This is a genomic window from Achromobacter sp., from assembly GCF_057314935.1.
In genome coordinates this window covers 62,609-86,462 of the sequence record NZ_DBHKZA010000008.1, presented here as the reverse complement: position 1 = coordinate 86,462, position 23,854 = coordinate 62,609, and the positions used below count along the sequence as shown (strand labels likewise).

General features: G+C 67.7%; 24 protein-coding genes. 15 read left to right on the top strand and 9 right to left on the bottom strand.

Translation table 11 applies throughout. The features are described from left to right. The 3 genes from ACO6D5_RS04860 to ACO6D5_RS04850 form a co-directional block, all read right to left on the bottom strand. A partial coding sequence (locus ACO6D5_RS04860; RefSeq protein ID WP_485824750.1) for a DUF1345 domain-containing protein occupies positions 1–691 on the bottom strand: 691 nt, incomplete at its 3' end. A gap of 31 nt (positions 692–722) precedes the next feature. After that, positions 723–1,247, bottom strand: coding sequence for a chromate transporter (locus ACO6D5_RS04855; protein WP_006222676.1), 525 nt, complete (start codon positions 1,245–1,247; stop codon positions 723–725). Continuing rightward, complete coding sequence (locus ACO6D5_RS04850; RefSeq protein WP_315845158.1) at positions 1,244–1,819, bottom strand: chromate transporter; 576 nt, start codon at positions 1,817–1,819, stop codon at positions 1,244–1,246. The genes ACO6D5_RS04855 and ACO6D5_RS04850 overlap by 4 nt, the downstream gene beginning before the upstream one ends. Before the next feature lie 140 nt (positions 1,820–1,959). Here ACO6D5_RS04850 and ACO6D5_RS04845 point away from each other — a divergent pair, with 140 nt between their 5' ends. The 4 genes from ACO6D5_RS04845 (at position 1,960) to ACO6D5_RS04830 (ending at position 4,724) form a co-directional block, all read left to right on the top strand. Beyond that, the gene (locus ACO6D5_RS04845) at positions 1,960–2,880 is read left to right on the top strand and encodes a LysR substrate-binding domain-containing protein (RefSeq protein WP_315845157.1); all 921 of its coding nucleotides are present in this window, start codon (positions 1,960–1,962) and stop codon (positions 2,878–2,880) included. Positions 2,881–2,925: 45 nt separating this feature from the next. Next, positions 2,926–3,729, top strand: coding sequence for a glutamate racemase (gene murI / locus ACO6D5_RS04840; protein ID WP_485824749.1), 804 nt, complete (start codon positions 2,926–2,928; stop codon positions 3,727–3,729). A 123-nt stretch (positions 3,730–3,852) separates the two neighbouring features. Then, on the top strand, positions 3,853–4,278 hold the full coding sequence (locus tag ACO6D5_RS04835; protein WP_315845155.1) for a universal stress protein: 426 nt from the start codon (positions 3,853–3,855) through the stop codon (positions 4,276–4,278). Between the two features lie 17 nt (positions 4,279–4,295). Next, positions 4,296–4,724: a universal stress protein gene (locus ACO6D5_RS04830; protein WP_315845154.1), complete on the top strand. Its 429-nt coding sequence runs from the start codon at positions 4,296–4,298 to the stop codon at positions 4,722–4,724. 15 nt (positions 4,725–4,739) lie between these two features. Here ACO6D5_RS04830 and ACO6D5_RS04825 read toward each other — a convergent pair whose 3' ends face one another. Genes ACO6D5_RS04825 through ACO6D5_RS04815 form a run of 3 tightly spaced genes read right to left on the bottom strand, consistent with a single transcriptional unit; the run spans position 4,740 to position 7,152 of the window. Beyond that, the gene (locus tag ACO6D5_RS04825) at positions 4,740–6,131 is read right to left on the bottom strand and encodes a sensor histidine kinase (protein WP_485824748.1); all 1,392 of its coding nucleotides are present in this window, start codon (positions 6,129–6,131) and stop codon (positions 4,740–4,742) included. Next, positions 6,128–6,790 (bottom strand): response regulator transcription factor, encoded by a 663-nt coding sequence (locus ACO6D5_RS04820; protein ID WP_315845152.1) that lies wholly within the window; start codon positions 6,788–6,790, stop codon positions 6,128–6,130. Before ACO6D5_RS04820 ends, ACO6D5_RS04825 begins: the two co-directional genes overlap by 4 nt. Then, positions 6,790–7,152: a PepSY domain-containing protein gene (locus ACO6D5_RS04815; protein ID WP_485824747.1), complete on the bottom strand. Its 363-nt coding sequence runs from the start codon at positions 7,150–7,152 to the stop codon at positions 6,790–6,792. The genes ACO6D5_RS04820 and ACO6D5_RS04815 overlap by 1 nt, the downstream gene beginning before the upstream one ends. Positions 7,153–7,323: 171 nt before the next feature. Here ACO6D5_RS04815 and ACO6D5_RS04810 point away from each other — a divergent pair, with 171 nt between their 5' ends. The 10 genes from ACO6D5_RS04810 (at position 7,324) to ACO6D5_RS04765 (ending at position 15,992) form a co-directional block, all read left to right on the top strand. Further along, positions 7,324–7,641, top strand: coding sequence for a PepSY domain-containing protein (locus tag ACO6D5_RS04810; protein WP_485824746.1), 318 nt, complete (start codon positions 7,324–7,326; stop codon positions 7,639–7,641). A gap of 66 nt (positions 7,642–7,707) precedes the next feature. Continuing rightward, positions 7,708–9,024 carry a PQQ-dependent sugar dehydrogenase gene (locus ACO6D5_RS04805; RefSeq protein WP_485824745.1) on the top strand — a complete coding sequence of 439 codons (1,317 nt, stop codon included), beginning with the start codon at positions 7,708–7,710 and terminating at the stop codon, positions 9,022–9,024. A gap of 175 nt (positions 9,025–9,199) precedes the next feature. Continuing rightward, positions 9,200–9,652, top strand: coding sequence for an azurin (gene azu, locus ACO6D5_RS04800; RefSeq protein WP_485824744.1), 453 nt, complete (start codon positions 9,200–9,202; stop codon positions 9,650–9,652). A gap of 199 nt (positions 9,653–9,851) precedes the next feature. Further along, positions 9,852–10,556, top strand: a complete 705-nt coding sequence (locus ACO6D5_RS04795) for an SDR family oxidoreductase (RefSeq protein ID WP_485824743.1) — start codon at positions 9,852–9,854, stop codon at positions 10,554–10,556. Positions 10,557–10,657: 101 nt separating this feature from the next. Beyond that, positions 10,658–12,172: a DUF1800 domain-containing protein gene (locus tag ACO6D5_RS04790; RefSeq protein ID WP_485824742.1), complete on the top strand. Its 1,515-nt coding sequence runs from the start codon at positions 10,658–10,660 to the stop codon at positions 12,170–12,172. Then, on the top strand, positions 12,169–13,545 hold the full coding sequence (locus ACO6D5_RS04785; protein WP_485824741.1) for a DUF1501 domain-containing protein: 1,377 nt from the start codon (positions 12,169–12,171) through the stop codon (positions 13,543–13,545). The genes ACO6D5_RS04790 and ACO6D5_RS04785 overlap by 4 nt, the downstream gene beginning before the upstream one ends. A gap of 156 nt (positions 13,546–13,701) precedes the next feature. Beyond that, the gene (locus tag ACO6D5_RS04780) at positions 13,702–14,166 is read left to right on the top strand and encodes a GNAT family N-acetyltransferase (protein ID WP_315845146.1); all 465 of its coding nucleotides are present in this window, start codon (positions 13,702–13,704) and stop codon (positions 14,164–14,166) included. Between the two features lie 94 nt (positions 14,167–14,260). After that, positions 14,261–14,629, top strand: a complete 369-nt coding sequence (locus ACO6D5_RS04775; protein ID WP_315845145.1) for a hypothetical protein — start codon at positions 14,261–14,263, stop codon at positions 14,627–14,629. 33 nt (positions 14,630–14,662) lie between these two features. Then, entirely contained in the window at positions 14,663–15,175 is a 513-nt protein-coding gene (locus ACO6D5_RS04770) for a sigma-70 family RNA polymerase sigma factor (protein ID WP_315845144.1), read from the top strand. Position 15,176: 1 nt separating this feature from the next. After that, positions 15,177–15,992 carry an anti-sigma factor gene (locus ACO6D5_RS04765; RefSeq protein ID WP_315845143.1) on the top strand — a complete coding sequence of 272 codons (816 nt, stop codon included), beginning with the start codon at positions 15,177–15,179 and terminating at the stop codon, positions 15,990–15,992. A 4-nt stretch (positions 15,993–15,996) separates the two neighbouring features. Here ACO6D5_RS04765 and ACO6D5_RS04760 read toward each other — a convergent pair whose 3' ends face one another. From ACO6D5_RS04760 to atzF, 3 genes are read right to left on the bottom strand one after another with little or no spacing between them, the layout of a single operon-like run. Continuing rightward, positions 15,997–16,731, bottom strand: coding sequence for a GntR family transcriptional regulator (locus ACO6D5_RS04760; RefSeq protein WP_315845142.1), 735 nt, complete (start codon positions 16,729–16,731; stop codon positions 15,997–15,999). Beyond that, positions 16,728–20,360 carry an urea carboxylase gene (uca, locus tag ACO6D5_RS04755; protein ID WP_485824740.1) on the bottom strand — a complete coding sequence of 1,211 codons (3,633 nt, stop codon included), beginning with the start codon at positions 20,358–20,360 and terminating at the stop codon, positions 16,728–16,730. The genes ACO6D5_RS04760 and uca overlap by 4 nt, the downstream gene beginning before the upstream one ends. Before the next feature lie 26 nt (positions 20,361–20,386). Beyond that, positions 20,387–22,222: an allophanate hydrolase gene (atzF, locus tag ACO6D5_RS04750; RefSeq protein WP_485824739.1), complete on the bottom strand. Its 1,836-nt coding sequence runs from the start codon at positions 22,220–22,222 to the stop codon at positions 20,387–20,389. 372 nt (positions 22,223–22,594) lie between these two features. Between atzF and urtA the strand changes: the two genes are divergently transcribed. After that, positions 22,595–23,848 carry an urea ABC transporter substrate-binding protein gene (gene urtA, locus ACO6D5_RS04745; protein WP_035212331.1) on the top strand — a complete coding sequence of 418 codons (1,254 nt, stop codon included), beginning with the start codon at positions 22,595–22,597 and terminating at the stop codon, positions 23,846–23,848. Positions 23,849–23,854 lie beyond the last annotated feature (6 nt).

Genomic DNA, 23,854 nt, shown 5'->3' with positions numbered 1-23,854 from the left:
AGGCTTTCCCCGCCGCCACGTTGACGCTGATGGCGATGATGAAAACATTGAAAAAGAAAGCGATGACGCTGTGCATCAGCGCCATGCGGCGCACGCGCCGGTTCACGATCTGCACGTCCGACACCTGGAACGTCATGCCCAGCACCAGCGCGAAATACGCAAAATCCCAGTAGTCGGGTTCGTGCGTGCCCGGAAAATCCAGGCCCTTGTGCGTGCCGGAGCGGTGCCCGTAATAGCCATGCGCGTAATGCAGGGCGAAGATCATGTTCATGTACAGCCACGACAGCACGATGGTCGCGGCCGCGGCCAGCATGTCCACCACGCCGCCCGCATTGCTTTCGCCGCGCAGTTCCACCCACAACGCCACCATCACCATGCAGGACAGCGCCACGCTGCTCCACAACACGCCCAAGCGCCCGACGTCCTGCTGCTTGGCGTGCACACGCATGGAGGCCGGGCTGGCCTGGCCGAACGCGCGGGCCGTGACCACCAGGAACACCAGCGCGGCCGCGTCAAAGCCCAGCAGCAGCGCCAGGCTGGGCGAGCGGCCCAACACATAGGCGATGCCGCCCGCCACCACGAACAGCAGGCCGCACAGCACCAGCCGGCGGTGCGCATGGAAGAAGGGCAGGCTTTCAACGGACGCCGCGGGGTCTTCGGCTTGCGGATCGTCCGGAATGGGCTTCGTCATGGGGGCTCCTACGCGCGGCAAGAGCCCTACGCTAACCGATCGCCAGCAAACCCACCAGCGCGCCGCCGAACAGCAACCACAGCGGATGGATGCGCGTGGCGCTGCCCAGCAACGCCACCACGGCGGTGATCGCCCCCAGCAGCCAGCTGTGCACGGACGCCTCGGTGATCAACGCGGCGCTGGCCGCCACCAGCCCGACGGTCATCGGGAAAATGCCGGCCTGGATGACGCCGCGCCACGGGCGGTCCTTGAACCGTTCCCACAAGCCCAGCGCCAGGATGGTGATCAGGGACGACGGGCCGAACTTGGCGATGGTCGTCACCAGCATGCCCCATCCCCCCGCCACATGCCAGCCGACCAGCGTGACGACCATCAGGTTGGGGCCGGGCGCTGCCTGGCCCAATGCGAACAAGGCGGAGAAGTCCGCGGCCGTCATCCAGCCGTGCACGTCCACGACCTGGCGCTGCATTTCGGGCAGGATGGTGTTGCCGCCGCCGAACGCCAGCACCGACAGCTGGGAAAAGATCAAGGCCAGCGAGATCAGGGTCTGAATCATCGACGTTGCCTCCAGACCAGCAGGATGCTCAGCGGCGTCAGCACCGCCATCGTCGGCAACAGCGGAATGCGCAGCACCGCGATCGCCACGAAACAGAGCGTGGCCACCACGCCGGCCAGCCAGTCACGGCGCTTGATCACGGGCACCCCGATCTTGACCGCCATCGAGATCAGCAAGCCCGCGGCGGCGGCCGCCAGGCCGGCGAACAAATGCTGGATGTGGGGATCGTTCTGGAACCGGTCGTACACCATGCCCAGCAGAATGACGATGGCGGACGGCGCCAGGATCAGGCCCATCAGCGCGGCGAACGCGCCCCGGGGGCCGCGGAACTTCATGCCCAGCGCCACCGACAGGTTGATGATGTTGCCGCCCGGCAGGAACTGGCACAGGCCCAGCAGATCAGTGAACTCGGACCCGCTCAACCAGCGGTGCTTCTCGACCACCATGCGGCGCGCCAGGGGCAGCGCGCCGCCGAAGGCCGTCAGGCCCAGCATCAGGAATCCGTAGAACAACTGCCCGCAAGTGGGGGGAGGCCGAAGATCGGCCTCGGAGGTGGAAAGTGCTGCATTCATGTTGTTATGGCCGGTCCGGGGACCGGTGGGCGAAGGCCGGCGCGTCGCCGCGCCAAGGGAAAGATAACGAGATGGCAGCCTACTCTTCGCCTCAGATAATGTCTAATATATGACTACTTAACCAATCATATTCATTGCATATGGCTTCAGTCGATCTGCGTCTTCTGCGCTACTTCCTGGCCGTGGCCGAGGAATCCCATCTGACCAAGGCCGCCGCCCGGCTGGGCATCCGCCAGCCGCCGCTCAGCCAGCAGATCCGCGTGCTGGAGCAGGAGCTGGGCGTGACGCTCTTTCACCGCTTGCCGCGCGGCATGGAACTCACCGAAAGCGGCCGCGCGCTGGTCGACGACGCGCGCAACATCATCGCGCTGGTGGACCAGGCGGTGGACGGGGTGCGCCGCGTCTCGCAAGGCGAAGCCGGCCGGCTGACCGTCGGCTTCACCGGATCGGCGGCGTTCCATCCGTTCGTGCCGTCGGTCATCCGGCGATTCCGCGAAAGCGCGCCCAACGTGCGGCTGGTGCTTGAGGAAAGCAGCACCGGCGAACTGCGCGAAGCCGTCAACGAAGGCCGCGTGGATGTCGCGTTCATCCGGGGTTCGTACGGACCCGGCCCTGGCGTAGTCGAGGAGACCGTGCTGGAAGAAACCATGCTGGCGGCGTTTCCGGCGGACCATCCCGCCGTCAAGGGCCGCACGCGGCGGCACATCGCGCTGTCCGAACTGGCCGAGGAGTCCCTGATCCTGTACCGCCGCCACAGCGGCCCCGGGCTGTACGACGCCATCATCACGGCGTGCAGCGCATCTGGCTTCAGCCCCCGCATCGCGCAGGAGGCGCCGCGCATGCTGTCCACACTGAGCCTGGTGGCCGCGGGGCTGGGCGTGTCGCTGGTGCCCGCATCGCTGCGCCGTGTGAACATCGAAGGCGTGGTGTACGTCAGCGTGACCGATCCGGTCGAATTGCGCGCCCCGCTGAACCTGATCTGGCGCGACGCGCCGCAGTCCGGCGCCACCCGCAAGCTGATCGAAGAGGTGCGCCGCCACCGCGAGCAACAGGCGAACTAGGGCCGGCGCTACACTGCCCGCCATCCGCATTCCGCACTTCCGACCATGATTTCCGAATCCCCTATCGGCATCTACGACTCCGGCGTCGGCGGCCTGAGCGTGCTGCGCGCCATCCGCGACGCGCTGCCCCATGAATCGCTGCTCTACGTGGCCGACTCGGCCCATGTGCCCTATGGCGAAAAAACGCAGGCCTTCGTCGAGCAACGCGCCCAGGCGCTGACCGATTACTTCGTGTCGCGCCAGGCGAAGGCCGTGGTGGTGGCCTGCAATACCGCCACCGCTGCCGCCATCGCGCCGTTGCGGCGCCGTCATCCCGGCCTGATCATCATCGGCGTGGAGCCCGCCATCAAGCCCGCCGCCCACCTGACCCACAGCGGCGTCGTGGGCGTGTTCGCCACCACCGGCACCTTGGCCAGCCCCAAATTCGCCACGCTGGTCCAACGCGAAGCGCCTGAGGTGCGCATCCTGCTGCGGCCGTGTCCGGAATGGGTCGCGCTGGTCGAACAAGGCGAACTGTCAGGGCCCCGGGTTGAGGCCGCCGTGCGCGCGCCCGTCGCGGAATTGCGCGCGGCCGGCGCCGATGTGCTGGTGCTGGGCTGCACCCATTTCCCGTTCTTGCGCGACGCGATCCAGGCGGCCGCCGGCCCCGGCGTTCCCCTGCTGGAAACCGGGACCCCCGTGGCGCGCTGGCTGCGGCACCAGTTGCAGGAGCGCGGCCTGCTGCGCGAAGCCGGCCCGGGCGAATTGCGGCTGGAGACCACCGGCAGCGCGCCAGCGCTGGCGGCGCTGGCCAGCCGCCTGCTGGGCTCGCCGCTGGAGGCGGCGGCCACACCCGAGCGCTGGCGCTGAGCCAGTACCGTAACAAGCGGGCGGGTTGATCCGGCGCATGCCCGGGCGGGCAAAACAGGCGAATAATTCGAATACAGTAGAAGCCTCCGCCTCCCGCGGCTCGCACACAATAAGGAGACGACGATGAAACGCATCCTGATTCCCGTGGATGGCTCGCAACCTGCCCTCCATGCCGTCCAGGCCATGTTGACGGCACGCGCCTATGATCCCGTCGAACGCGTGGACCTGCTCAGCGTCCAGATCCCCCTGAAATCCGGCAAGATCGGCCGCGGCCTGTCGCAAGCCGAGATCGACGCCTATTACCAGGACGAGGGCCGCGCCGCCCTGGAGGAGGCCAGCCGCCTGTTGTCGCAGGCCGGCGTGCCCTTCGAGGCGCGCGTCGAGATCGGCGCGGCCGCCGACACCATCGTCCGCATCGCCGGCGAAACGGGCGCCGACGAGATCTTCATGGGCTCGCGCGGCCTGGGATCGGTGTCGTCGCTGTTCATGGGATCCGTCGCCACCCGTGTCCTGCACCTGACGGAATTGCCCGTCACGCTGGTCAAATGACGCATCAAGGAGCATCCATGCTGAACATCCTGGTCCCGGTCGACGGCTCCGACAATGCCAACCGCGCCGTGCTGCATGCCCGCCAATTGGCCGCAGGCGCTGCCTCCGCGCGCATCCACCTCCTGAACGTCCAGACGCCTACGCAAGGGCGCGCTGGGCTGTCTCGGCTGATCACGCAAGACATGATCGACGAGTTCTATGCCCGCGAAGGCCAGGAAGCCACCAACGAGGCGCGCCAGTTGCTGGACGTGGCGGGCGTGGACTACACGAGCCACGTCGAATTCGGCCATGCCGCCACCGAGATCGCCGGCTACGCGCGCGACCACGGTTGCGCCCGCATCGTGATGGGCACGCGCGGCAACGGCACGCTGGCCAACATCCTGATCGGCTCGGTCGCCAATCAGGTGCTGCAGTTGGCGGACGCACCCGTCACGCTGGTGAAGTAAGGCCCACGCGGGCGTTCAAGCCGAAGGCAGCCACAACGACACCCGCAACCCGCCCAGCGGCGAGCGTCCTGCGCGGACCTCGCCGCCGTAGGTGCCGGCCAGATCACGCACGATATCCAGGCCCAGGCCCGAACCCGGCAATTTTTCATCCATGCGCACGCCGCGCAGAAAGATGCGTTCGCGGGCGTGGTCTTCAATGCCGGGGCCATCGTCGTCGATGTGCAGCAGCAAGCGTCCGGCGGCGGCCGGCTCGGCCGTGATCCGCACCAGGCTTGCCGCCCACTTGCAGGCGTTGTCCAGCAGATTGCCCAGCATCTCCTGCAGGTCCTGCTGTTCGCCGCGAAAGACCAGCCCCGGCGATATGCCCGCCGCATCGATGCGCAGGCCGCGCTGCGCGTACAGGCGCTGCATGACGCGCACCAGCCCCTGCACCGCATCCGGCAGCGGGGCGCGGCCGTCGGCGGCGCCGGACGATGCGGCGGCCCGGGCGCGCGCCAGGTGATAGTCGATCTGCCGGTTCGCCATCCCCACCTGCTCTTGCACCAACGACGCCGGCACGCTGGCCTCGCGCGACGCCGCGTTGGCCAGGATGGTCAGCGGCGTCTTGACCGCATGCGCCAGATTGCCCGCCTGGGTGCGCGCGCGTTGCACGATGTCGGCGTTCATCGCCAGCACCTTGTTGAAGTCGTCGACCAATGGCTGGATCTCGCTGGGAAAGCGTCCTTCGATCCGGCTGCTGTCGCCCGCGTTCTGCTTGGCCAGTTGGCGCCGCAGGCGCGCCAGCGGCCGCAACCCGACCACCACCTGGACCACCGCCGCCGCCGTCAGTCCGGCGGCCAGCGCGCCCAGCGCAATGGCCAGCATGTGGTTGAAGCGGCTGATGGGTTCGGCCAGCACGCGGCGGTCGGCCGCCACGACCAGCCGCAGCGGCGCCGCGTCTTCTTCCGCCGGTTTCAGGATGCGCGCCACCGCCTCCAGGCTGCGTCCGCCCGGTCCCGCGATGTCATACGTCTGATCGCCGGCCTCGGCCGCTTGTCGTGGCGCGGACGGCACCTCAAGCGTCTGGTCCCACAGGGACCGCGAGCGCGCCGCGCCAGTCATCGCCGGCCGGCCGCCGTCGGCCAGCCGGTCGACTTGCCAGTACAGGCCGGACAGCGGTTGCTCCAGACGCGGATCGTTCGGCGGCGGGTCCACCACCGGGCGGCCCTCCGGGCCGGCATTGACCGCCGCGGTCAGCTGATTCAGATGCAGGGTCAGTTCGGCCTGCAATTGCTGAGTGATGTGCTGGCGAAACAGGCTGGCCAGCCCCCAGCCGGCCAGGGCTACGGACACGAGGATCCAGGCCAGCGTGCCGGCAAGCAGGCGCAGCCGCAACGAACCCAGCATGCCCGCGCCCGCCGGCGTCATCCCTGCGCCGCCAGCCGGTAGCCCAGTCCGCGCACGGTTTCGATGGTGTCGGGTGGCAGCTTCTTGCGCAGGCGGCCGATGAAGACTTCGATGGTGTTGGAGTCGCGGTCGAAATCCTGCGCATAGATGTGCTCGATCAGCTCCGTGCGCGACACCACGTCGCCCGCGCGCTGCATCAGCACCGACAACACCTTGAATTCGTGGCTGGTGAGCGTCAGCGCCTGGCCGTCGATCGTGACCTTGGCCTGCCGCGTGTCCAGCATGAGCGGGCCGCAGCGCCATTGCGCGCTGGAATGCGCCGTGCTGCGCCGCAGCAGCGCGCGCACCCGCGCCAGCAATTCTTCCATGTGGAAGGGTTTGGTGAGGTAGTCGTCCGCCCCGGCGTCGATGCCGGCCACCTTCTCGTGCCAGTTGTCGCGCGCGGTCAGGATCAGGACGGGCATGTCGCGCTGGGCAGCGCGCCACTGCTTCAGCACGGTCAACCCGTCCATGACGGGCAGCCCCAGGTCCAGCACGACCGCGTCGAACGCTTCCACGTCGCCCAGGAAACGCGCCGATTCGCCATCGCCGGACACGTCCACGGTGTAGCCCGCGCCGCGCAGCGCGTCGGCCAGTTGGCCGGCCAGCGTGGGTTCGTCTTCCACCACGAGTATGCGCATCAGTCCTTGCCCTTGAATTTGATGTCGCGGCCCTTCACGGCCAGCAGCGCGCCGTCGCGCGCGTCGATCTTCAGCTTCAAGATGCCGCCGCCCGCCTGCAGCACCCGGATCTCGTAGATGAATTCGTCGTCGTCCTCTTCGAACTCGACCTTGACCACCTGCCCGGGAAAATCGCGTTCGACGATATCCAGCACCGCGCCCAGCGGCAAGACCTTGCCGGCTTCCAGGGCCTGGCGCGCGCGCTCGTGGTCGCTGTCGCCGGCCAGTCCGCTGACCGGCCCCACGGCCAGCGCAAGCGCCAGCGCGCAGGCGGACAACAGGATGCCGCCGCGTGTGCGCCGGGTCGGGTGGGGCTGCCGCAATGCCGGACCTCTTGGAAAAAATTGGGGGATGGATCGTCTTTTATACCGCGCCGGCGATGAACCTGACATGAACGGCGGCTTCAGAAATGGTTCATGCGCCAACCCGAATAATGGGCACAAGGTCACCACAACGGCCTGCTTTTTCCCCTTTTACCCTAGGAGCTACCCATCATGACGCGTATTCAGAAAACCTTGGCCGCCCTGGCTATCGGCGCTTCGTCCCTGGTCGCGGGCACCGCGGTCCATGCGCAGGCCGCTGCGCCGGCCGCCCCCGCCGCCGCCGCCGCCGCCAACCCGGCCGCCCCGATGCTGACGATCCGGCAGGTGTACGACAAGATGGAAGCTGCCGGCTACCGCAATATCTCCGAGATCGAACGCTCCAGCAAGCACGGCTACGAGGTCAAGGCGTATGACCCGCAAGGCCAGCGCGTGAAGCTGTATGTGGACCCGCAATCGGGCGCGGTCACGCGCAGCCGCTTCGACGACTGACCCGGACGTACGGCGGGCGGGCCGTGTGAGTATGATGGAACGCACAGATAGCCCTGGAGTCGCATCATGCCTGTCCTGCGTATCCTGGCGGCGGCCAGCCTGGCCCTGGCCGCGCTAAGCGCCTGCGGCGAAGTCGCCACCCTGCCCGTCGAAGCCGGTATGGGTCCGACGCCGGCACTGCCCCCACCCAACACCACCCTGATCCCCACCGTCAACACGGCCAAAGCCGTCGGCTGGATCGCGGGCGCGCAACCCGTGGCAGCGGCCGGCCTGGCCGTCAACGCCTTTGCCAGTGGCCTGGACCATCCCCGCTGGCTGTACGTCCTGCCCAACGGCGACGTGCTGGTCGCCGAGACCAACGCGCCGCCCAAGCCGGAAGCAGCCTCCGGCGGGTTGAAGGACTGGGCCGCGGGCCTCGTCATGAAGCGCGCCGGCGCCCGGACCGCCAGCGCCAACCGCATCACCTTGTTGCGCGATGCCGACCACGACGGCGTTGCGCAAACGCGCAGCGTGCTGCTGCAGGGCCTGAACTCGCCCTTCGGCATGGCGCTGATCGGCAACCAGCTGTATGTGGCCAATGCCGACGCCGTTCTGCGCTTTCCGTACGAAACCGGCCAAACGCAGATCACGGCCCCGGGCGTGAAAGTCACCGACCTGCCCGCCGGCATCAATCACCACTGGACCAAGAACCTGATCGCCAGCCCTGACGGGCGCAAGCTGTACGTCTCTGTCGGATCGAACAGCAACGTCGCGGAAAACGGCATGGAGATCGAGGAAGGCCGCGCCGCCATCTGGGAAATCGACGTGGCCAGCGGCAGCAAGCGCCTGTACGCCACGGGCCTGCGCAACCCGGTCGGCATGGCCTGGGCGCCCGACGGCAAGACCTTGTGGACTGCCGTGAACGAACGCGACGAGCTAGGCAGCGACCTGGTGCCCGACTACATGACCTCGGTGCGCGACGGCGGCTTCTATGGCTGGCCGTACAGCTATTTCGGGCAGCACGTGGACACCCGCGTCACGCCGCCGCGGCCGGAGCTGGTGGCGCGCGCCATCGTGCCCGACTATGCACTGGGCCCGCACACCGCGTCGCTGGGCCTGGCCTGGTCGGGCAACACCCGGCTGCCCGCCCCCTACGCGGGTGGCATGTTCGTGGGCCAGCACGGCTCGTGGAATCGCGACCCTCGCAGCGGCTACAAAGTGATCTTCGTGCCCTTCTCCGGCAATGCGCCCGCGGGCGAAGCGCGCGACGTGCTGACGGGCTTCTTGAACGAAAGCGGGCAGGCGCAGGGCCGGCCCGTAGGCGTGGCCGTCGACAGCCAGGGCGACCTGCTGGTGGCTGACGATGTCGGCAATGTGATCTGGCGCGTCAGCCCGAAACTGTGACGTTTCCGGGGCCGCCGGCGCAAGCCAATGCCAGCCCCCTTGCGTTCGGTCAAACCCCTTGCAGGTGGCGCCGCGCGTTATGGCGTACAGTGGGGCGAGAATGTGGTGTCGCCGGTCCGCGGCACATTGCGCTGGCCGGAAATTCCGCTCCCCTCGAAACATTGGAGGCATGAATATGATGCTCAAGAAACTCTGCGTCGCGGCGGTCCTCGCTGTCGCGTCCGCGCCGGTCCTGGCCGCCGAATGCTCGGTCGATATCGCCGGCAATGACCAGATGCAGTTCGACAAGAAAGAGATCACGGTCAGCAAGAGCTGCAAGCAGTTCACCGTGAACCTGAAGCACCCCGGCACGCTGGCCAGGAACGTCATGGGCCACAACTGGGTCCTGACCACCACGGCCGACATGCAAGGCGCGGTGAACGACGGCATGGCCGCCGGCCTGGACAACGACTACGTCAAGAAAGACGACGCCCGCGTCATCGCCCACACCAAGGTCATCGGCGGCGGCCAGACGGATTCCGTCACGTTTGACGTCAGCAAGCTTGCCGCCGGCACCGACTACACCTACTTCTGCTCCTTCCCCGGCCACTTCGCGCTGATGAAGGGCACGCTGAAGCTGGTCGACTGACCTGCCCGGGGCGGCACGCCGCCCTGACGGTTGCCTGCACGGGCTCCGCAGCCTTGGTTCGCCAAGGTTGCGGAGCCCGTTTCCATCAGGAGCGCGGGCGCCATCGCGGCGCCCCTGCCGCCAACGCGGGAACCTGCCCGCGCCGCGATCCGCCCCCCTACAATGGCCGCTTCCTCGACAACACGGAAAAGGAGCAGGCATGAGCACGGAAAAAGTAGCAATCGTGACGGCGGGCGGCAGCGGCATGGGCGCGGCGGCGGCGCGCAAGCTGGCGGCCGACGGATACCGCGTGGCCATCTTGTCTTCGTCCGGCAAAGGCGAAACCCTGGCGCAGGAACTGGGCGGACTGGGCGTCACCGGCTCCAACCGCTCTCCTGAAGACCTGGCCCGCCTGGTGGAAACCACCCTGCAGAAATGGGGCCGCGTGGACGCCGTGGTCAACAGCGCCGGGCATGGCCCGAAAGGCCCGTTGCTGGAGATCAGCGATGACGACTGGCACCTGGGCATGGAGTTCTACCTGCTGAACGTGGTGCGCATCACGCGCCTGGTCGCACCGGTGATGAAGCAGCAGAAATCGGGCGCCATCGTCAACATCTCGACCTACGCCACCTTCGAACCCGAAGCGCTGTTCCCGACCTCCGGCGTGTTCCGCGCGGGGCTGGCCGCTTTCACCAAAGTGTTCTCGGACGAGTACGCCGAACACAATGTGCGGATGAACAACGTGTTGCCGGGTTTCATTGACAGCCTGCCGGAAAAGGACGACCGCCGCGCGCGCATCCCGATGGGCCGCTACGGCACCGCCGAAGAAGTGGCCGACCTGATCGCGTTCCTGGCGTCCGACGCGTCGTCCTACATCACCGGCCAGAACATCCGCATCGACGGCGGCATCACGCGCTCGGTCTGAGCCTCATGCTTTTGGATTAAGCCTCTCGTCCGAATGACGGTATTGAACGCCGCCCGGCGCTTTTAGTACCGTAGGTTTTCGCATTCGACGAGAGGCTTGCGATGACCGTCACCCCAGGCCAGGCGTCGCGCTTTCTGGCGCAAGCCACCTTCGGGCCCACGCCGTCCCAGATCGACGCCGTGGTGCGCGACGGCTATGCCGCGTGGCTGGACGCGCAGTTGGCGATGCCGCCTTCGCAGACCCATTTCGACTGGCTGCTGCAACAGAGGAAGAACACCGAGGCCTTCAAGGGCAACGGCATCAACGCCCCGCTGGAATCCACGCTGTGGCGCAAGTTCATCAGCGCGGAAGACCAGGTGCGCACGCGCGTGGCGTTCGCGCTGTCCGAGATCTTCGTCGTGGGGGTGCAATCCATCACCGCGTCATGGCCGCTGTTCGGGGCGGCGGGTTTCATGGACCTGCTGGCCGAGCACGCCCTGGGCAATTACCAGGACCTGCTGACCGCCGTCACCCAGAACCTGTCGATGGGCTGCATGCTGACCTATCGCGGCAACCGCAAGGAAGACCCCAAGACCGGCCGCCACCCCGACGAGAACTATGCGCGCGAGGTCATGCAGCTGTTCAGCATCGGCCTGCTGGAACTGGCCCCGGACGGCACCGTCAGGAAAGTGGACGGCGCCCCGGTCGAAACGTATACGAACGCCGACGTGCAGGGGCTGGCCAAGGTGTTCACGGGATGGGACATCAACGGGCCGGAGACCGACGTGGAATTCCACCGGCGTCCGATGGCGTTGAACAACGCGCTGCACTCGATGGCCGAAAAGCGTTTCCTGGGCGCCGTGATTCCGCCGGGCACGGACGGGCGCCTGTCGCTCAAGCGCGCCATGGACGTCATCTGCGCGCATCCGAACGTGGGCCCCTTCATCGGCATGCAACTGATCCAGCGGCTGGTGACCAGCAATCCCAGCCCTGCCTACGTCGGCCGCGTGTCGGCGGTATTCGGCGACGACGGGCAAGGCCGGCGCGGCAACCTCAAGGCAGTCGTGCGCGCGATCCTGCTGGACCCCGAAGCGCGCAATCCCGACCTGGGCGATCCGGGCTGGGGCAAGGTGCGCGAACCCATCCTGCGCTTCTCAGGCTGGGCGCGGGCCTTTGGCGCCACCTCCACCAACGGCGCCTGGGCCATGCCCGACACGACGGACAACACGATCCGGCTGGCGCAAAGCCCGATGCGGTCCGCCACCGTATTCAACTTCTTCCGCCCCCGCTACACGCCGCCCGTCACGGAACTGGCCAGGCGGCATCTGGTAGCGCCGGAGCTGCAGATCACCGACGAGACCAGCATCGCCGGCTATCTGAACTTTCTGGCCATTTACGCCGACCGGGGCTGGGAAGACCTGCAGACGACCTATGCGCCGGAAGTCGCGCTGGCGCACGACCCGCAGGCGCTGGTGGCGCGCGTGGCGCTGTTGTTGGCCGGCGACGCGTTCAGCGCGCAAACAGCCGGCGCCATCGCCGACGCCGTCGCCACCCTGCCCGCCAGCCGACCGCGCGACCGCGTGCGCGCCGCCATCCTGCTGGTGGCGGCCACCCCTGAATACCTGGTGCAGAAATGACGCGATCCCACGATGCCGACCGTCGCGCCTTTCTCCTGCGGGCCTGCGCGCTGGGCGCGACGGGCGCCGCTGCGCCGCTGGCCCTGAACCTGGCGGCGCTGGGCGCCGCCGCCGCCCAATCCGCCCCGCCCTCGTACAAGGCGCTGGTCTGCGTGTTCCTGTACGGCGGCAATGACCCCTACAACACGCTGGTGCCCTTCGACGACGCCGCCTACCGCGCCTATGCCGCCGCCCGCGGCGACATCGCGCTGCCCCGCGACGCCTTGCGCGCCACGGCCTTGCGCGGCAAGGTTCCTGCCGCCGCCGGCGCGCAGTTCGCGCTGGCGCCCGCGCTGGGGCCACTGGCGCCGCTGTACGAGAACGGCCAGATGGCGGCGCTGCTGAACGTCGGGCCGCTGGTCGTGCCGACCTCGAAGGCCGACTACATCAGCGCCCGCGTGCCGCTGCCGCCCAAGCTGTTTTCCCATAACGACCAGCAGTCGTATTGGCAGGCGCTTGCGCCGGAAGGGGCGGCGTCGGGCTGGGGCGGCCGCTTGACCGATCTCTTCGCGGGCGCCAATGCGCAGCGCACGTTTACCGGCATCACCGCAGGCGGCAGCACGGTGCTGCTGGCCGGGCGCAAAGTCGCGGGCTATCGGGTGGGCATCAACGGGTCCACCCCGATCGAGCTGCTATACCGCGACATGTACGGCTCCAGCGCCTGCACCGCCTTGCTGCGCCAGCTGATCACGCAACCGCGTGAACACTTGATGGAACGCGAGTTGTCGCGCATCGCCGCGCAGTCCATCAACGCCGACACGCAGCTGCGCGCCGCGCTGGCCGACGTGGCCGTGCCGGGAGATTTCAATTCGCCGCTGGCGCAGCAATTGAAGATCGTGGCACGCATCATCGGCGCGCGTCAGGCATTGGGCGCGCGGCGCCAGGTGTTCTTCGTGTCCCAGAACGGCTATGACAACCACACGGGCCTGAACGACACCCATCCCGCGCTGTTGCGGGAACTGGGGCAATCGTTGGCCGTATTCCAGGCGGCGCTGTCGTCGCTGGGCGTGGCGGACCAGGTGACGACGTTCACGGCGTCCGAATTCGGACGCACGCTGGGATCCAACGGCAACGGCTCGGACCACGGCTGGGGCTCGCATCATCTGGTGCTGGGCGGCGCGGTCAACGGCGGCCGCACCTACGGCACCCACCCCGAGATCGCCTTGGATGGCCCCGGGTTCGTCGACAACGGGCGGCTGCTGCCCACACTGGCGGTGGACCAGTTGGGGGCCTCGCTGGGCGCCTGGTTCGGCGCCGGCCGCGACGAGCTGGGGATGGTGTTTCCCAATTTGCGGCATTTCGATGCGGGAAATCTGGCCACATTGATGCGGTGAGGGCGCGAGACGGGTGGCAGGCGCCCGTTTCCGCGGCACGCCTGTGCCCATCCGGCGGGCCGCCCCCTGGCGTCCGCCGTCCAACCGCTCTATAACCTCATCCATCAGGCCGGCAATCCGGCCGCACGCTACCCCGGCCCCCTTCCTTCCATTCCCATGACCCCGACCCACTCCCTGGCGTTGCAGCCCGCCACCGACGACGATCTGCCCTTCTTGCTGACGCTGCGCAAGTCCACCATGCAGGCGCATCTGCAGCGCGCTGGCGCGCCGCTGGATGATGAACACCATCTGGCCCGCATCCGTTACCACTTCGACGACGCGCAGATCGTCTGGCTGGACGGCCGGCCCGCCGGCTTGTTCAAGCATTACCGCGATCCGGCGGGCTGGCGCATCGTGCAGATCCAGATCGATCCGGCTTTCCAGGGCCGGGGGCTGGGCCGCCGCCTGCTGCAAGGCGTGCTGGACCAGGCGGACGCGGAAGGCGCGCCCGTCACCCTGAGCGTGTTGAAAGGCAACCCCGCCCAACGCCTTTACGAGTCGCTGGGCTTCACCCCCATCGAGGAGACCCCGCTGGAATTTGAAATGCGTTACGAACCCGGCGCGGTACGGCCGGCCGGCTGACCTTTGCAAATTCTTTTGGCCAGGGCGGAATAACACCGCACCGGCCGGCGTCTGTAGAGGGCAGTCCCCCACTTTCCTATCTACGAGGCACAACATGCGCAATCACATCGCCGCCGCCCTGGTTCTCGGTTCCGCCGCCCTGTTCTCGGCCGGCGCCCACGCCCAGGCCGTCAAGACCCAGGACGGCATCCTGGTCAATAGCGCGGGCATGACGCTCTACACCTTCGACAAGGACGCCGGAGGCAAAAGCGCCTGCAACGACCAGTGCGCCAAGATCTGGCCCCCCGTCACCGCTGCCGCCGATGCCAAGCCCATGGGCGACCTGACCGTCATCACCCGTGACGACGGCTCCAAGCAATGGGCCCACAAGGGCAAGCCCATCTACCTGTACGCCAAGGACGCCAAGCCGGGCGACAAGACCGGCGACAACTTCAAGGACGTCTGGCACGTCATCAAGCCCTGATCCGGCCTGCCCCGCCCCGTTGTCCCCGAGACCATGCGCGCCGAAGACGAAGCCCTGATCCTGGCTTGCATTCCCAGCCTGCGGCGCTACGCCCGCGGGCTGACGGGCGACCTCCACCGGGCTGACGACCTGGTCCAGGACACGCTCGAGCGCGCATGGAGCCGCTATTCGCGATGGCAACGGCGCGGAGAACTCCGCGCCTGGATGTTCGGCATCATGCATAACCATTTCATCGACGGCGTGCGCGCCAACAACCGGCGGGCGGACCAGACCGCCCCGGGCGACATGCCCGACGCCCCGGTGCGCGCCACGCAGACCGACCACCTGGAGGTGCGCGACCTGGACCGCTGCCTGCAAGCCCTGCCGGCCGAACAGCGGGAAGTGCTGTTGCTGATTTGCGTGGAAGACCTGTCCTATCAGGAAACCGCCCAGGTACTGGACGTGCCCATCGGCACGGTCATGTCCCGGCTGTCGCGCGCCCGTGAAAAACTGGGTGCGCTGATGCAAGGGCGCGACACCGTCAGCCGGCTGCATCGCGTGAAATGACATGAACGACAAACACCTTCATCCCGTCCCCGGCACGGGCACCCCCATTACCGAAGCCGATCTGCATGCCTATGCGGACGGCCAGTTGCCCCCTGCCCGCCGCGCCGAAGTCGACGCCTTCCTGGCGGCCCATCCGCAGGACCAGACCCGGGTCGACGACTGGCAGGCGCAACGCCGCGCCCTGCATGCCCTGCTGGACCCGGTCCTGGACGAACCCCTGCCGTTGCGGCTGCCGCTGAAAGCGCCCGCGCGCCATGTCCCGTGGCGCGCCCTGGCCGCCAGCGTGGCGATCGCCGCCGTCAGCGCCAGCGCGGCCTGGATCACCCGGGGCGCGATGGATGCGCGCCACCTGCAGACCGTGCTGGCCACCGCCAGCCCGGAACGCGCCGCCGGCGGCTACGCCCAGCGCGCCGCCATCGCGCACGCGGTCTATGCGCCCGACATGGGGCGCCCCGTGGAAGTCAGTGCCGAAAACGAGAAAGGCCTGGTGACATGGCTGACCAAACGCATGGGTGCGCCGATGCGTGCACCGTCGCTGACGCAAGCAGGTTATGAACTGGTGGGCGGCCGGCTGTTGCCGGGCGGCGCCGGGCCCGTGGCCCTGTTCATGTATGGCGCGGCAGACGGCCAGCGCCTGACGCTCTACGTGACCCGCGAAGCCGCAGGCGGCCAGACCGCCTTCCAATTCACGCAGGAAGGCCCGGTGCGGGTGTTCTATTGGGTGGAAGGGCAGTTCGGGTACGCGCTATCGGGCGCCGTCAGCCGGGATGAACTGCAACGCGTATCACAAGAGGTCTATAAGCAGTTGCAGGGGTGATGGGTCATCCCCCCGCCCCGTTTTCGCGGGCCGCATGCAGCATGTGCAGCGTGATCTTGCGCACTTCGGCCTTGCTCATTTCAATATGCGAACGCAACATGCGCGTGGCCTCGTCCGCGCGGCGCGCCAACACGGCGCGCAGGATCGCAGCGTGTTCGTCGTAGGTGGCGTCCACGCGGAAATCCTTCGTGAAGTCCAGCCGCCGCACGATGCGGATCTTCTCGGTGACGTCGCGGTGGATCTGCGCCATCTCCGGGTTGCCGGCGGCCGCCACCAGCGAACAATGGAACGCCTCGTCCAGCTGCGCCACCAGCCTGCCATCCAGGATGCGCTGCGCAGGCGGCACCAGCCACACGTCGGTCAACGCGCCCAGGATGCCGGCGTCGTCCATGTTTTCCCGCGCGCACAGCTTGTCGACCGCCGCCTGCTCCAGCACCACGCGCACGTCATATAGCGCTTCAAAGCGTTCGAAATCGAACGGCCGTACTTGCCAGCCGCTGCGCGGGCGCGCCAGCACGAAGCCTTCGCGTTCCAGCCGGACCAGGCCCAGCCGCACCGGCGTGCGGCTGACGCCCAGCCGCGCCACCAGATCGGCTTCGGTGAAGCGTTCGCCCGGCATCATGCGGAAGTCGAACAGGTCATCCTTGATGCGCTGGTAGACCTGGTCGGCCAGCGACCCGGCCAGCGCAGGCGCCTGCCGGATGGCCGGGCTGACCTGTACGGATTCCAGGCGCATCATCCGGCCACGGTGCAGGTGGCGTCTTCCGCCAGCACGATCAGCGGATCGCCCGCGTTCACGGGCTTGCCCGGCACGCAGCGGATGGCCGTGACGGTGCCCGCGGCCGGGGCGATGACGGAAAGCTCCATCTTCATCGCCTCGACGACGACCAGCGTATCGCCGGCGGATACGCTCTGGCCCACCTGGACGGGGATCTTCCAGATGTTGCCGCACATGTCGGCGCTGACCAGCCGTTCGCCGTCGCGCAGCGCCGTTTCGGCCTCGGGTTCGGCGAGGGCGTGCTCCACCACCGCCTCCTCGGTTTTCCACAACGCCACTTCGGCGTCGAAGGCGCTCTTCTGGCGCGTCTGGAACACGGCGATGCTATCGGCCTGCTCGTCCAGGAAGCGCTGGTGCGCGGCGAAGTCGAACACTTCCTCCTCGATGCGGACGGTGGCCCGCCCTTCGCGGAAATCCTCGCGCAGCACATCCAGTTCGGCCTCCGTCACCGGATAGAAGCGCACCTGATCGAAAAAGCGCAACAGCCAGGGCTTGCCGTCCTGGAACACGGGATTCTTCAGGAACTTGTTCCAGATGGGCAGGGTGCGGCCCACCAATTGATAGCCGCCGGGCGAATCCATGCCGTAGATGCACATGTACACGCCGCCGATGCCCACCGTGCCCTCGGCCGTGAAGGTGCGGGCGGGGTTGTACTTGGACGTCAGCAAGCGGTGGCGCGGATCGATCGGCACGGCGCAGGGCGCGCCCAGATACACGTCGCCCAGACCCATGATCAGATAGCTGGCGTCGAACACGATGTCGCGGACGTCATCGCGGCTGGCCAGTCCGTTGATCCGCTGGATGAAGTCCACATTGTTCGGCAGCCATGGCGCGTTGGCGCGCACGGTTTCCTGATAGCGCTGCACGGCGCCCAGGGTGGCCGAGTCCTCGAAAGCCATCGGCAGGTAGACCACGCGCGTGGGGACTTTCAGCGTGGCCACATCAGCCAGGCCTTCCTCGATTTCCAGCAGCCGCGCGATCAGCGCGCCCTGCAGGATCAGCCGGCTGTCATAGCGGATCTGCAGCGACCGCACGCCGGGCGACAGTTCCAGCACGCCTGCGATCGGGCCGGCGTTCAGCGCTTCCATCAGCAGGTGGATGCGCATGCGCAGCGCCAGGTCCAGCACGTTGTCGCCATACTCCAGCAGCAGGTAGCCGTCGCCCGCCTGGCGGTACGACACCGAGGGGCGGGAGCCGGCCGCCGGCAGCGCCGCGACGATGGTCTCGGATACCGTCGCGGGAACCGGCGACGGCTCGGTCGCGGCAGGCGCCGCCGCCGACAACGCGGTCACGCTCTGGTCCTGCGCCGCTTCCAGCGCCACGGCCTGCGGGTAGTCGATGCGGACGAAGCGGATGCGGTCGCCCGGCTTGACCTGCCCCACCTTCCAGAGCTCGGCCCGCGCAATCGTGACGGGGCAGACGAAGCCGCCCAGGCTGGGGCCGTCGCGCGTCAGGATGACGGGGCTGTCGCCCGTGAAATTGATGCTGCCGATGGCGTATTCGCAATCGTGGATGTTGGACGGATGCAGGCCGGCCTCGCCGCCGTTCTCACGGGCCCAGGTGGGCTTGGGGCCGATCAGTCGCACGCCCAGCCGGTTGGAGTTGTAGTGCACTTCCCAATCGGCGGCGAAGAAGGCCTCGATGGCCTCGGGCTGGAAGAAGTCCGGCGCGCCATGCGGACCGTACAGCACGCCGATCTGCCACGTGTTGCCGTAGACGGGGATCATGTCGGCCGGCGCGGCCTGCGGCGCGGCCGCGGGCGCCTGCCCGCCACCCAGCTCCGGCCGCACCACCGGCAGCATGTCGCCCACGCGCAGCGTGCGCCCGGCATGTCCGCCGAACTGGCCCAGCGCGAAGGTCGAGCGGCTGCCCAGGTAGACAGGCACGTCCAGGCCGTTGCGCACGGCCAGATAGCTGCGGCACCCTGACAGCGCGCGGCCGGTGGCCAGCACCTGGCCCGAGCGCACGGCGATGGGCTGCCACATCGGCACCGGCTCGCCGTCCAGCGTGGCGGCGCACTCGGCGCCCGTCAGGGCCACAATGGCGTCGCCATGGAAACGCAGCGTGGGGCCGACCAGCGTGGCCTCGATGCCCGCCGCGTCCGGCGCGTTGCCGACAATGCGGTTGGCCACGCGGAACGCGTAGTCGTCCATCGGGCCGGACGGCGGCACGCCGATGTCCCAATAGCCGACGCGGCCCGGATAGTCCTGCACACTGGTGTAAGTGCCGGCCTCCAGCACTTCGATGGCGGCCGGCCGGTAGGCAAAGCTTTCCAGAAAGCGCGTGGACAGCTTGCCCGCGCGGAAACGTTCGTCCGCCACGATCTGGCGCAGGTAGTCCAGGTTGGTGGCGATGCCGTGCAGCCGCGTGCGGGCCAGCGCGTCCGCCAGCTTGTCCAGCGCGGCCTCGCGCGTCTGCGCATGCACGATCAGCTTGGCCAGCATGGGGTCATAGAAGGCCGGCACCTCGGTGCCGGTCGTGACCCAGCCATCCACCCGCACGTCATCGGGGAACGACACCTCGGTCAGCACCCCGGGCGACGGCTGGAACTGGCGCAGCGGGTCTTCGGCGTACAGCCGCACCTCAATCGACGCGCCTTGCGGCGCGCGCGACATGGCGGCGATGTCCAGCGCTTCGCCCGCAGCCACGCGCAGCATGCATTCCACCAGGTCCAGGCCCGTCACGGCTTCCGTCACCGGGTGCTCCACCTGCAGCCGCGTGTTGACCTCCAGAAAATAAAAACTGTCACGCGCCGGGTCGTAGATGAATTCCACCGTGCCGGCCGACCGGTAGTTCACGGATTCGCCCAGCTGTACGGCCGCCGCCAGCAGCGCCTTGCGGGTGGCCGCGGGCAGCAACGGCGCCGGCGTTTCCTCGATGACTTTCTGGTTGCGCCGCTGCACCGAGCAGTCGCGCTCGCCCAGTGCCAGCACGCCTCCGGCGCCATCGCCGAAGATCTGCACTTCCACATGCCGCGCGTTGTCCACATAGCGTTCGATGAATGCGCCGCCGTCGCGGAAGAAGTGTTCGCCCATGCGTTGCACGCTGTCGAACGCCACCGTCAGTTCGGCTTCGTTCTCGCAGCGCGACAGGCCGATGCCGCCGCCGCCCGCGGTGCTCTTGAGCATCACCGGATAGCCGATGCGCTCGGCTTGCGTCAACGCTTCGCCCAGGCTGGCCAACAGGCCCGTGCCGGGCGTCATCGGCACGCCCGCTTGCGCCGCCAGTTCGCGCGACCGGTGCTTCAGGCCGAACTCGCGGATCTGCAACGGCGTGGGGCCGACGAAGGCGATGCCCGCGGCTTCGCATGCGTCGGCGAACTCCGCGCTTTCAGACAGGAACCCGTATCCGGGATAGATGGCCTGCGCGCCATGCTCGCGGGCAGCCGCCAGCAGCAGGTCCATGCGCAGATAGCTGTCGGCGGCCTTCTCGCCGCCCAGCGCAACGGCCACATCGGCTTCGCGCACGTGCGCGGCGTTGCGGTCGGGGTCGGAATAAACCGCCACGCTGCGGATGCCCAGCCGCTTCAGGGTGCGGATGGCGCGGACGGCGATCTCGCCGCGGTTGGCAATCAGAACGGTATCGAACACGATGCGACTCCCTTGGGGTCTGGCGGTTATCGGGGGGTGGCGTTCAGGCTGGCCACGTAGGCGCGCCAGCCGCCAAAGGCGGTGATGTCCCGCGCACCCGCCAGGCCGCGCGGTTCGCAGATGAATCCCTTGACCAGGCGGCCGTCTTCCAGCTCCAGCGTGCCGATGCCCAGCGGCGCGGGGATTTCGGCGACGAACGCGCCGAATGCCGTCACCGGCACATCCCACAGCTCGACCTCGATGGGCGCGCCGGATTCGGACTTGACGAGCCCAGGCTTGGGCGGCGTGGTGTTGGCCAGGGCGTACAGCCGGTAGTCCGCGGCCGTGCGGGTCTTCTCGGCCAATACCGCGTGGCGCGACGTCAGCTGGTGGTTCAGCGGCATGCCCGTCAGATGCGCCCCCACCACGGCCACGCGCAATGTGTCCGCAGGCGCCTGGCTGGCGGCGACGCCGGCAGGCAGCGGCAGGCCGGTGGCGCCCAGCGGCAGGCCGCGCTGCGCTTGCCAAAGCTTGCCGAACTGCGCCAGGGCCCGGTCCTGCCAGGCCAGGCCGATCAGCGTGATGCCGGACGGCAAACCGTCGGCGCGCATGCCCGCCGGCACTGCCAACGCCGACAGGTCGGCCAGATTGGCGAAGTTGGTGTAGACGCCCAGCCGCGAATTCAGGGTGACCGGATCCGCCTCCAGTTGGGCGATCGTGTAGATGGACGGAGACGTCGGCACGACCAGCGCGTCGAATCCCGCCAGCGTTTGATGAATCTGGCGCGTCAGTTCAGCGCGGCGGTACTCGGCCTTGAAGGCATCCAGCGCGCTGTAGTTCGCCGCCTGCTCCACGATGCCGCGCACCACGGGGTTGATGGCCTCCGGCGATTCTTGCCACAACGCTTGCACGGCGGCAAAACGCTCGGCCACCCACGGGCCTTGATACAGCAGCGCGGCCAGCTCGTTGAACGGCGCGAAGTCGATGGCGGTCACTTCCGCGCCGGCCGCCTGCAACGCGCGCACGGCATCGTCGAAGACGGCGGCGGCCTGCGTGTCGCCAAAGAATTCCAGCGTGGCGGGGATCGCGATGCGGGGCGCCGTGGGCCACGGCAGCGACGCGCCGGCCGGCATCGCCCGCGAATACGGGTCGCGCTCGTCAAAGCCGCCGGCCACTTCCGCCACCAGCGCGGCGTCGGCCACGGTCAGCGCAAAGATCGACACGCAATCCAGCGTGCGGCAGGCGGGCACCACGCCCGCGGTGCTGAACCAGCCCTTGGTGGGCTTCAAGCCGACGATGTTGTTGAACCCCGCCGGCACGCGGCCCGAGCCCGCGGTGTCCGTCCCCAGCGAGAACGCCGCCAGGCCGCGCGCCACCACGGACGCCGACCCGGAGCTGGAGCCGCCGCTGACGTATTCGGGGTTGAAGGTGTTGGCCACGGGGCCGTGCGGCGACCGCGTGCCAACCAGTCCGGTCGCGAACTGGTCCAGATTGGTCTTGCCCACCAGGATGGCGCCGGCGGCGCGCAGGCGGTGCACCACGGTCGCGTCCTCGCCCGGCGTATATGCGAACTCGGGGCATGCCGCGGTGGTGGGCCAGCCGGCCGCATCGATGTTGTCCTTGATGGCGAACGGCACGCCATACAGCGGCAGTCGCGCTATGTCGCCGCCGGCCGCCGCCAGCATCAGCCGCAGCCCGTCCAGTTGCTCTTCAAGCGTGGCGCGGTCCACCCGCCGTATCCAGGCGTTGTCCGCCGGGCCATCGGGCGTGGCGGCGTATTCCGACAGCAGCGTTTCGGGCTGCGCCCCGCCTTCGCGATAGGCGGCCTGCCATTGCGCAATCGTCCAACCAACGGGGTGCTTCTGCGATGCTGCGGCATTCATGCTGGAATCCTTTCTTGTATACAAGTACGGATTCCCAAGCAATCGCCGTGCCATGTTGGCCGGCTTTTATGTTTCCCCTCTGAGCCCCCCTGCGATAAAAGGCCGAACGCGGTTTGCCGGCCCCGTCGGCGCGCGCTCGCGCGCACCGCAAGCGGGCAAACGCCGCACCTGTTTTGTGCATGCAGCACTGTTTTGATCCGGGCGCGCCCGCCACGCGGCCGCCCCGCGCATTCGCGTAAACACCCCCGCTTCATACAGCGGCATGACATTGCCTGCGCACTTGGCACGCCTTTTGCTTTGAAGTCCAGGTTGTCGGGTGTTGTTCATATCGTTCCTGCCGGCCAGGCCGGCACATTCCATCCAGGAGTCACCATGAATCGCAGACTAGCCGTAAAGCAACTGACCGCCTTGAGCCTGTTGGCCATGTCCGGGTGGATGCCGCAGGTATTCGCCGCCGAAGACACCATCAAGGTCGGCATCCTGCATTCGCTGTCGGGCACGATGGCCATCTCGGAGACGTCGCTCAAGGACGTTGCGCTGATGACCATCGACGAAATCAATGCCGCGGGCGGCGTGATGGGCAAGAAGCTGGAAGCCGTGGTGGTGGACCCCGCGTCGAACTGGCCGCTGTTCGCCGAGAAATCGCGCCAACTGCTGTCGCAGGACAAGGTGGCGGTCGTTTTCGGTTGCTGGACCTCGGTGTCGCGCAAGTCGGTGCTGCCGGTGTTCAAGGAATTGAACGGGCTGCTGTTCTATCCCGTGCAGTACGAAGGCGAAGAGCTGGAGAAGAACGTGTTCTACACGGGCGCCGCGCCCAACCAGCAAGCGATTCCCGCCGTGGAATACCTGATGAGCGAAGACGGCGGCGGCGCCAAGCGCTTCGTGCTGCTGGGCACCGACTACGTCTACCCGCGCACCACCAACAAGATCCTGCGCGCCTTCCTGCATTCCAAGGGCGTCAAGGACAGCGACATCGACGAGGTCTACACCCCCTTCGGCCATTCCGACTATCAGACCATCGTGGCCAACATCAAGAAGTTCGCCACGGGCGGCAAGACGGCCGTCATCTCAACCATCAACGGCGATTCGAACGTGCCCTTCTACAAGGAACTGGGCAATGCCGGCCTGAAGGCCACCGACGTGCCGGTCGTGGCGTTCTCGGTCGGCGAAGAAGAGCTGCGCGGCGTGGACACCAAGCCGCTGGTCGGCCACCTGGCCGCCTGGAACTACTTCGAATCGGTCAAGAACCCGGTCAATGAGGAGTTCATCAAGAAGTGGAAGGCCTACGCAAAGGCCAAGAACCTGCCCAATTCCAGCACGGTCGTGACCAACGATCCGATGGAAGCCACCTACGTCGGAATCCACATGTGGAAGCAGGCCGTCGAACAGGCCAAGACCACCGACGTGGACAAGGTGATCGCGGCCATGGGCGGCCAGAAGTTCAACGCGCCTGACGGCTATACCATCGAAATGGACAAGACCAACCACCACCTGCACAAGCCGGTCTACATCGGCGAGATCAAGGCGGACGGCCAGTTCAACGTGGTGTGGAAGAGCAAGGGCCCGATCCGCGCCCAACCCTGGAGCCCGTACATCCCGGGCAACGAAAGCAAGCAAGGCCTCTAAGGGAAA

Excerpts from the sequence above, each read along its gene's own strand:
- ACO6D5_RS04855 (WP_006222676.1), bottom strand. The coding sequence starts at position 1,247 with ATGATTCAGACCCTGATCTCGCTGGCCTTGATCTTTTCCCAGCTGTCG.
- ACO6D5_RS04850 (WP_315845158.1), bottom strand. The coding sequence starts at position 1,819 with ATGAATGCAGCACTTTCCACCTCCGAGGCCGATCTTCGGCCTCCCCCC.
- ACO6D5_RS04845 (WP_315845157.1), top strand. The coding sequence starts at position 1,960 with ATGGCTTCAGTCGATCTGCGTCTTCTGCGCTACTTCCTGGCCGTGGCC.
- murI (WP_485824749.1), top strand. The coding sequence starts at position 2,926 with ATGATTTCCGAATCCCCTATCGGCATCTACGACTCCGGCGTCGGCGGC.
- ACO6D5_RS04835 (WP_315845155.1), top strand. The coding sequence starts at position 3,853 with ATGAAACGCATCCTGATTCCCGTGGATGGCTCGCAACCTGCCCTCCAT.
- ACO6D5_RS04830 (WP_315845154.1), top strand. The coding sequence starts at position 4,296 with ATGCTGAACATCCTGGTCCCGGTCGACGGCTCCGACAATGCCAACCGC.
- ACO6D5_RS04825 (WP_485824748.1), bottom strand. The coding sequence starts at position 6,131 with ATGACGCCGGCGGGCGCGGGCATGCTGGGTTCGTTGCGGCTGCGCCTG.
- ACO6D5_RS04820 (WP_315845152.1), bottom strand. The coding sequence starts at position 6,790 with ATGCGCATACTCGTGGTGGAAGACGAACCCACGCTGGCCGGCCAACTG.
- ACO6D5_RS04810 (WP_485824746.1), top strand. The coding sequence starts at position 7,324 with ATGACGCGTATTCAGAAAACCTTGGCCGCCCTGGCTATCGGCGCTTCG.
- ACO6D5_RS04805 (WP_485824745.1), top strand. The coding sequence starts at position 7,708 with ATGCCTGTCCTGCGTATCCTGGCGGCGGCCAGCCTGGCCCTGGCCGCG.
- azu (WP_485824744.1), top strand. The coding sequence starts at position 9,200 with ATGATGCTCAAGAAACTCTGCGTCGCGGCGGTCCTCGCTGTCGCGTCC.
- ACO6D5_RS04795 (WP_485824743.1), top strand. The coding sequence starts at position 9,852 with ATGAGCACGGAAAAAGTAGCAATCGTGACGGCGGGCGGCAGCGGCATG.
- ACO6D5_RS04790 (WP_485824742.1), top strand. The coding sequence starts at position 10,658 with ATGACCGTCACCCCAGGCCAGGCGTCGCGCTTTCTGGCGCAAGCCACC.
- ACO6D5_RS04785 (WP_485824741.1), top strand. The coding sequence starts at position 12,169 with ATGACGCGATCCCACGATGCCGACCGTCGCGCCTTTCTCCTGCGGGCC.
- ACO6D5_RS04780 (WP_315845146.1), top strand. The coding sequence starts at position 13,702 with ATGACCCCGACCCACTCCCTGGCGTTGCAGCCCGCCACCGACGACGAT.
- ACO6D5_RS04775 (WP_315845145.1), top strand. The coding sequence starts at position 14,261 with ATGCGCAATCACATCGCCGCCGCCCTGGTTCTCGGTTCCGCCGCCCTG.
- ACO6D5_RS04770 (WP_315845144.1), top strand. The coding sequence starts at position 14,663 with ATGCGCGCCGAAGACGAAGCCCTGATCCTGGCTTGCATTCCCAGCCTG.
- ACO6D5_RS04765 (WP_315845143.1), top strand. The coding sequence starts at position 15,177 with ATGAACGACAAACACCTTCATCCCGTCCCCGGCACGGGCACCCCCATT.
- ACO6D5_RS04760 (WP_315845142.1), bottom strand. The coding sequence starts at position 16,731 with ATGATGCGCCTGGAATCCGTACAGGTCAGCCCGGCCATCCGGCAGGCG.
- atzF (WP_485824739.1), bottom strand. The coding sequence starts at position 22,222 with ATGAATGCCGCAGCATCGCAGAAGCACCCCGTTGGTTGGACGATTGCG.
- urtA (WP_035212331.1), top strand. The coding sequence starts at position 22,595 with ATGAATCGCAGACTAGCCGTAAAGCAACTGACCGCCTTGAGCCTGTTG.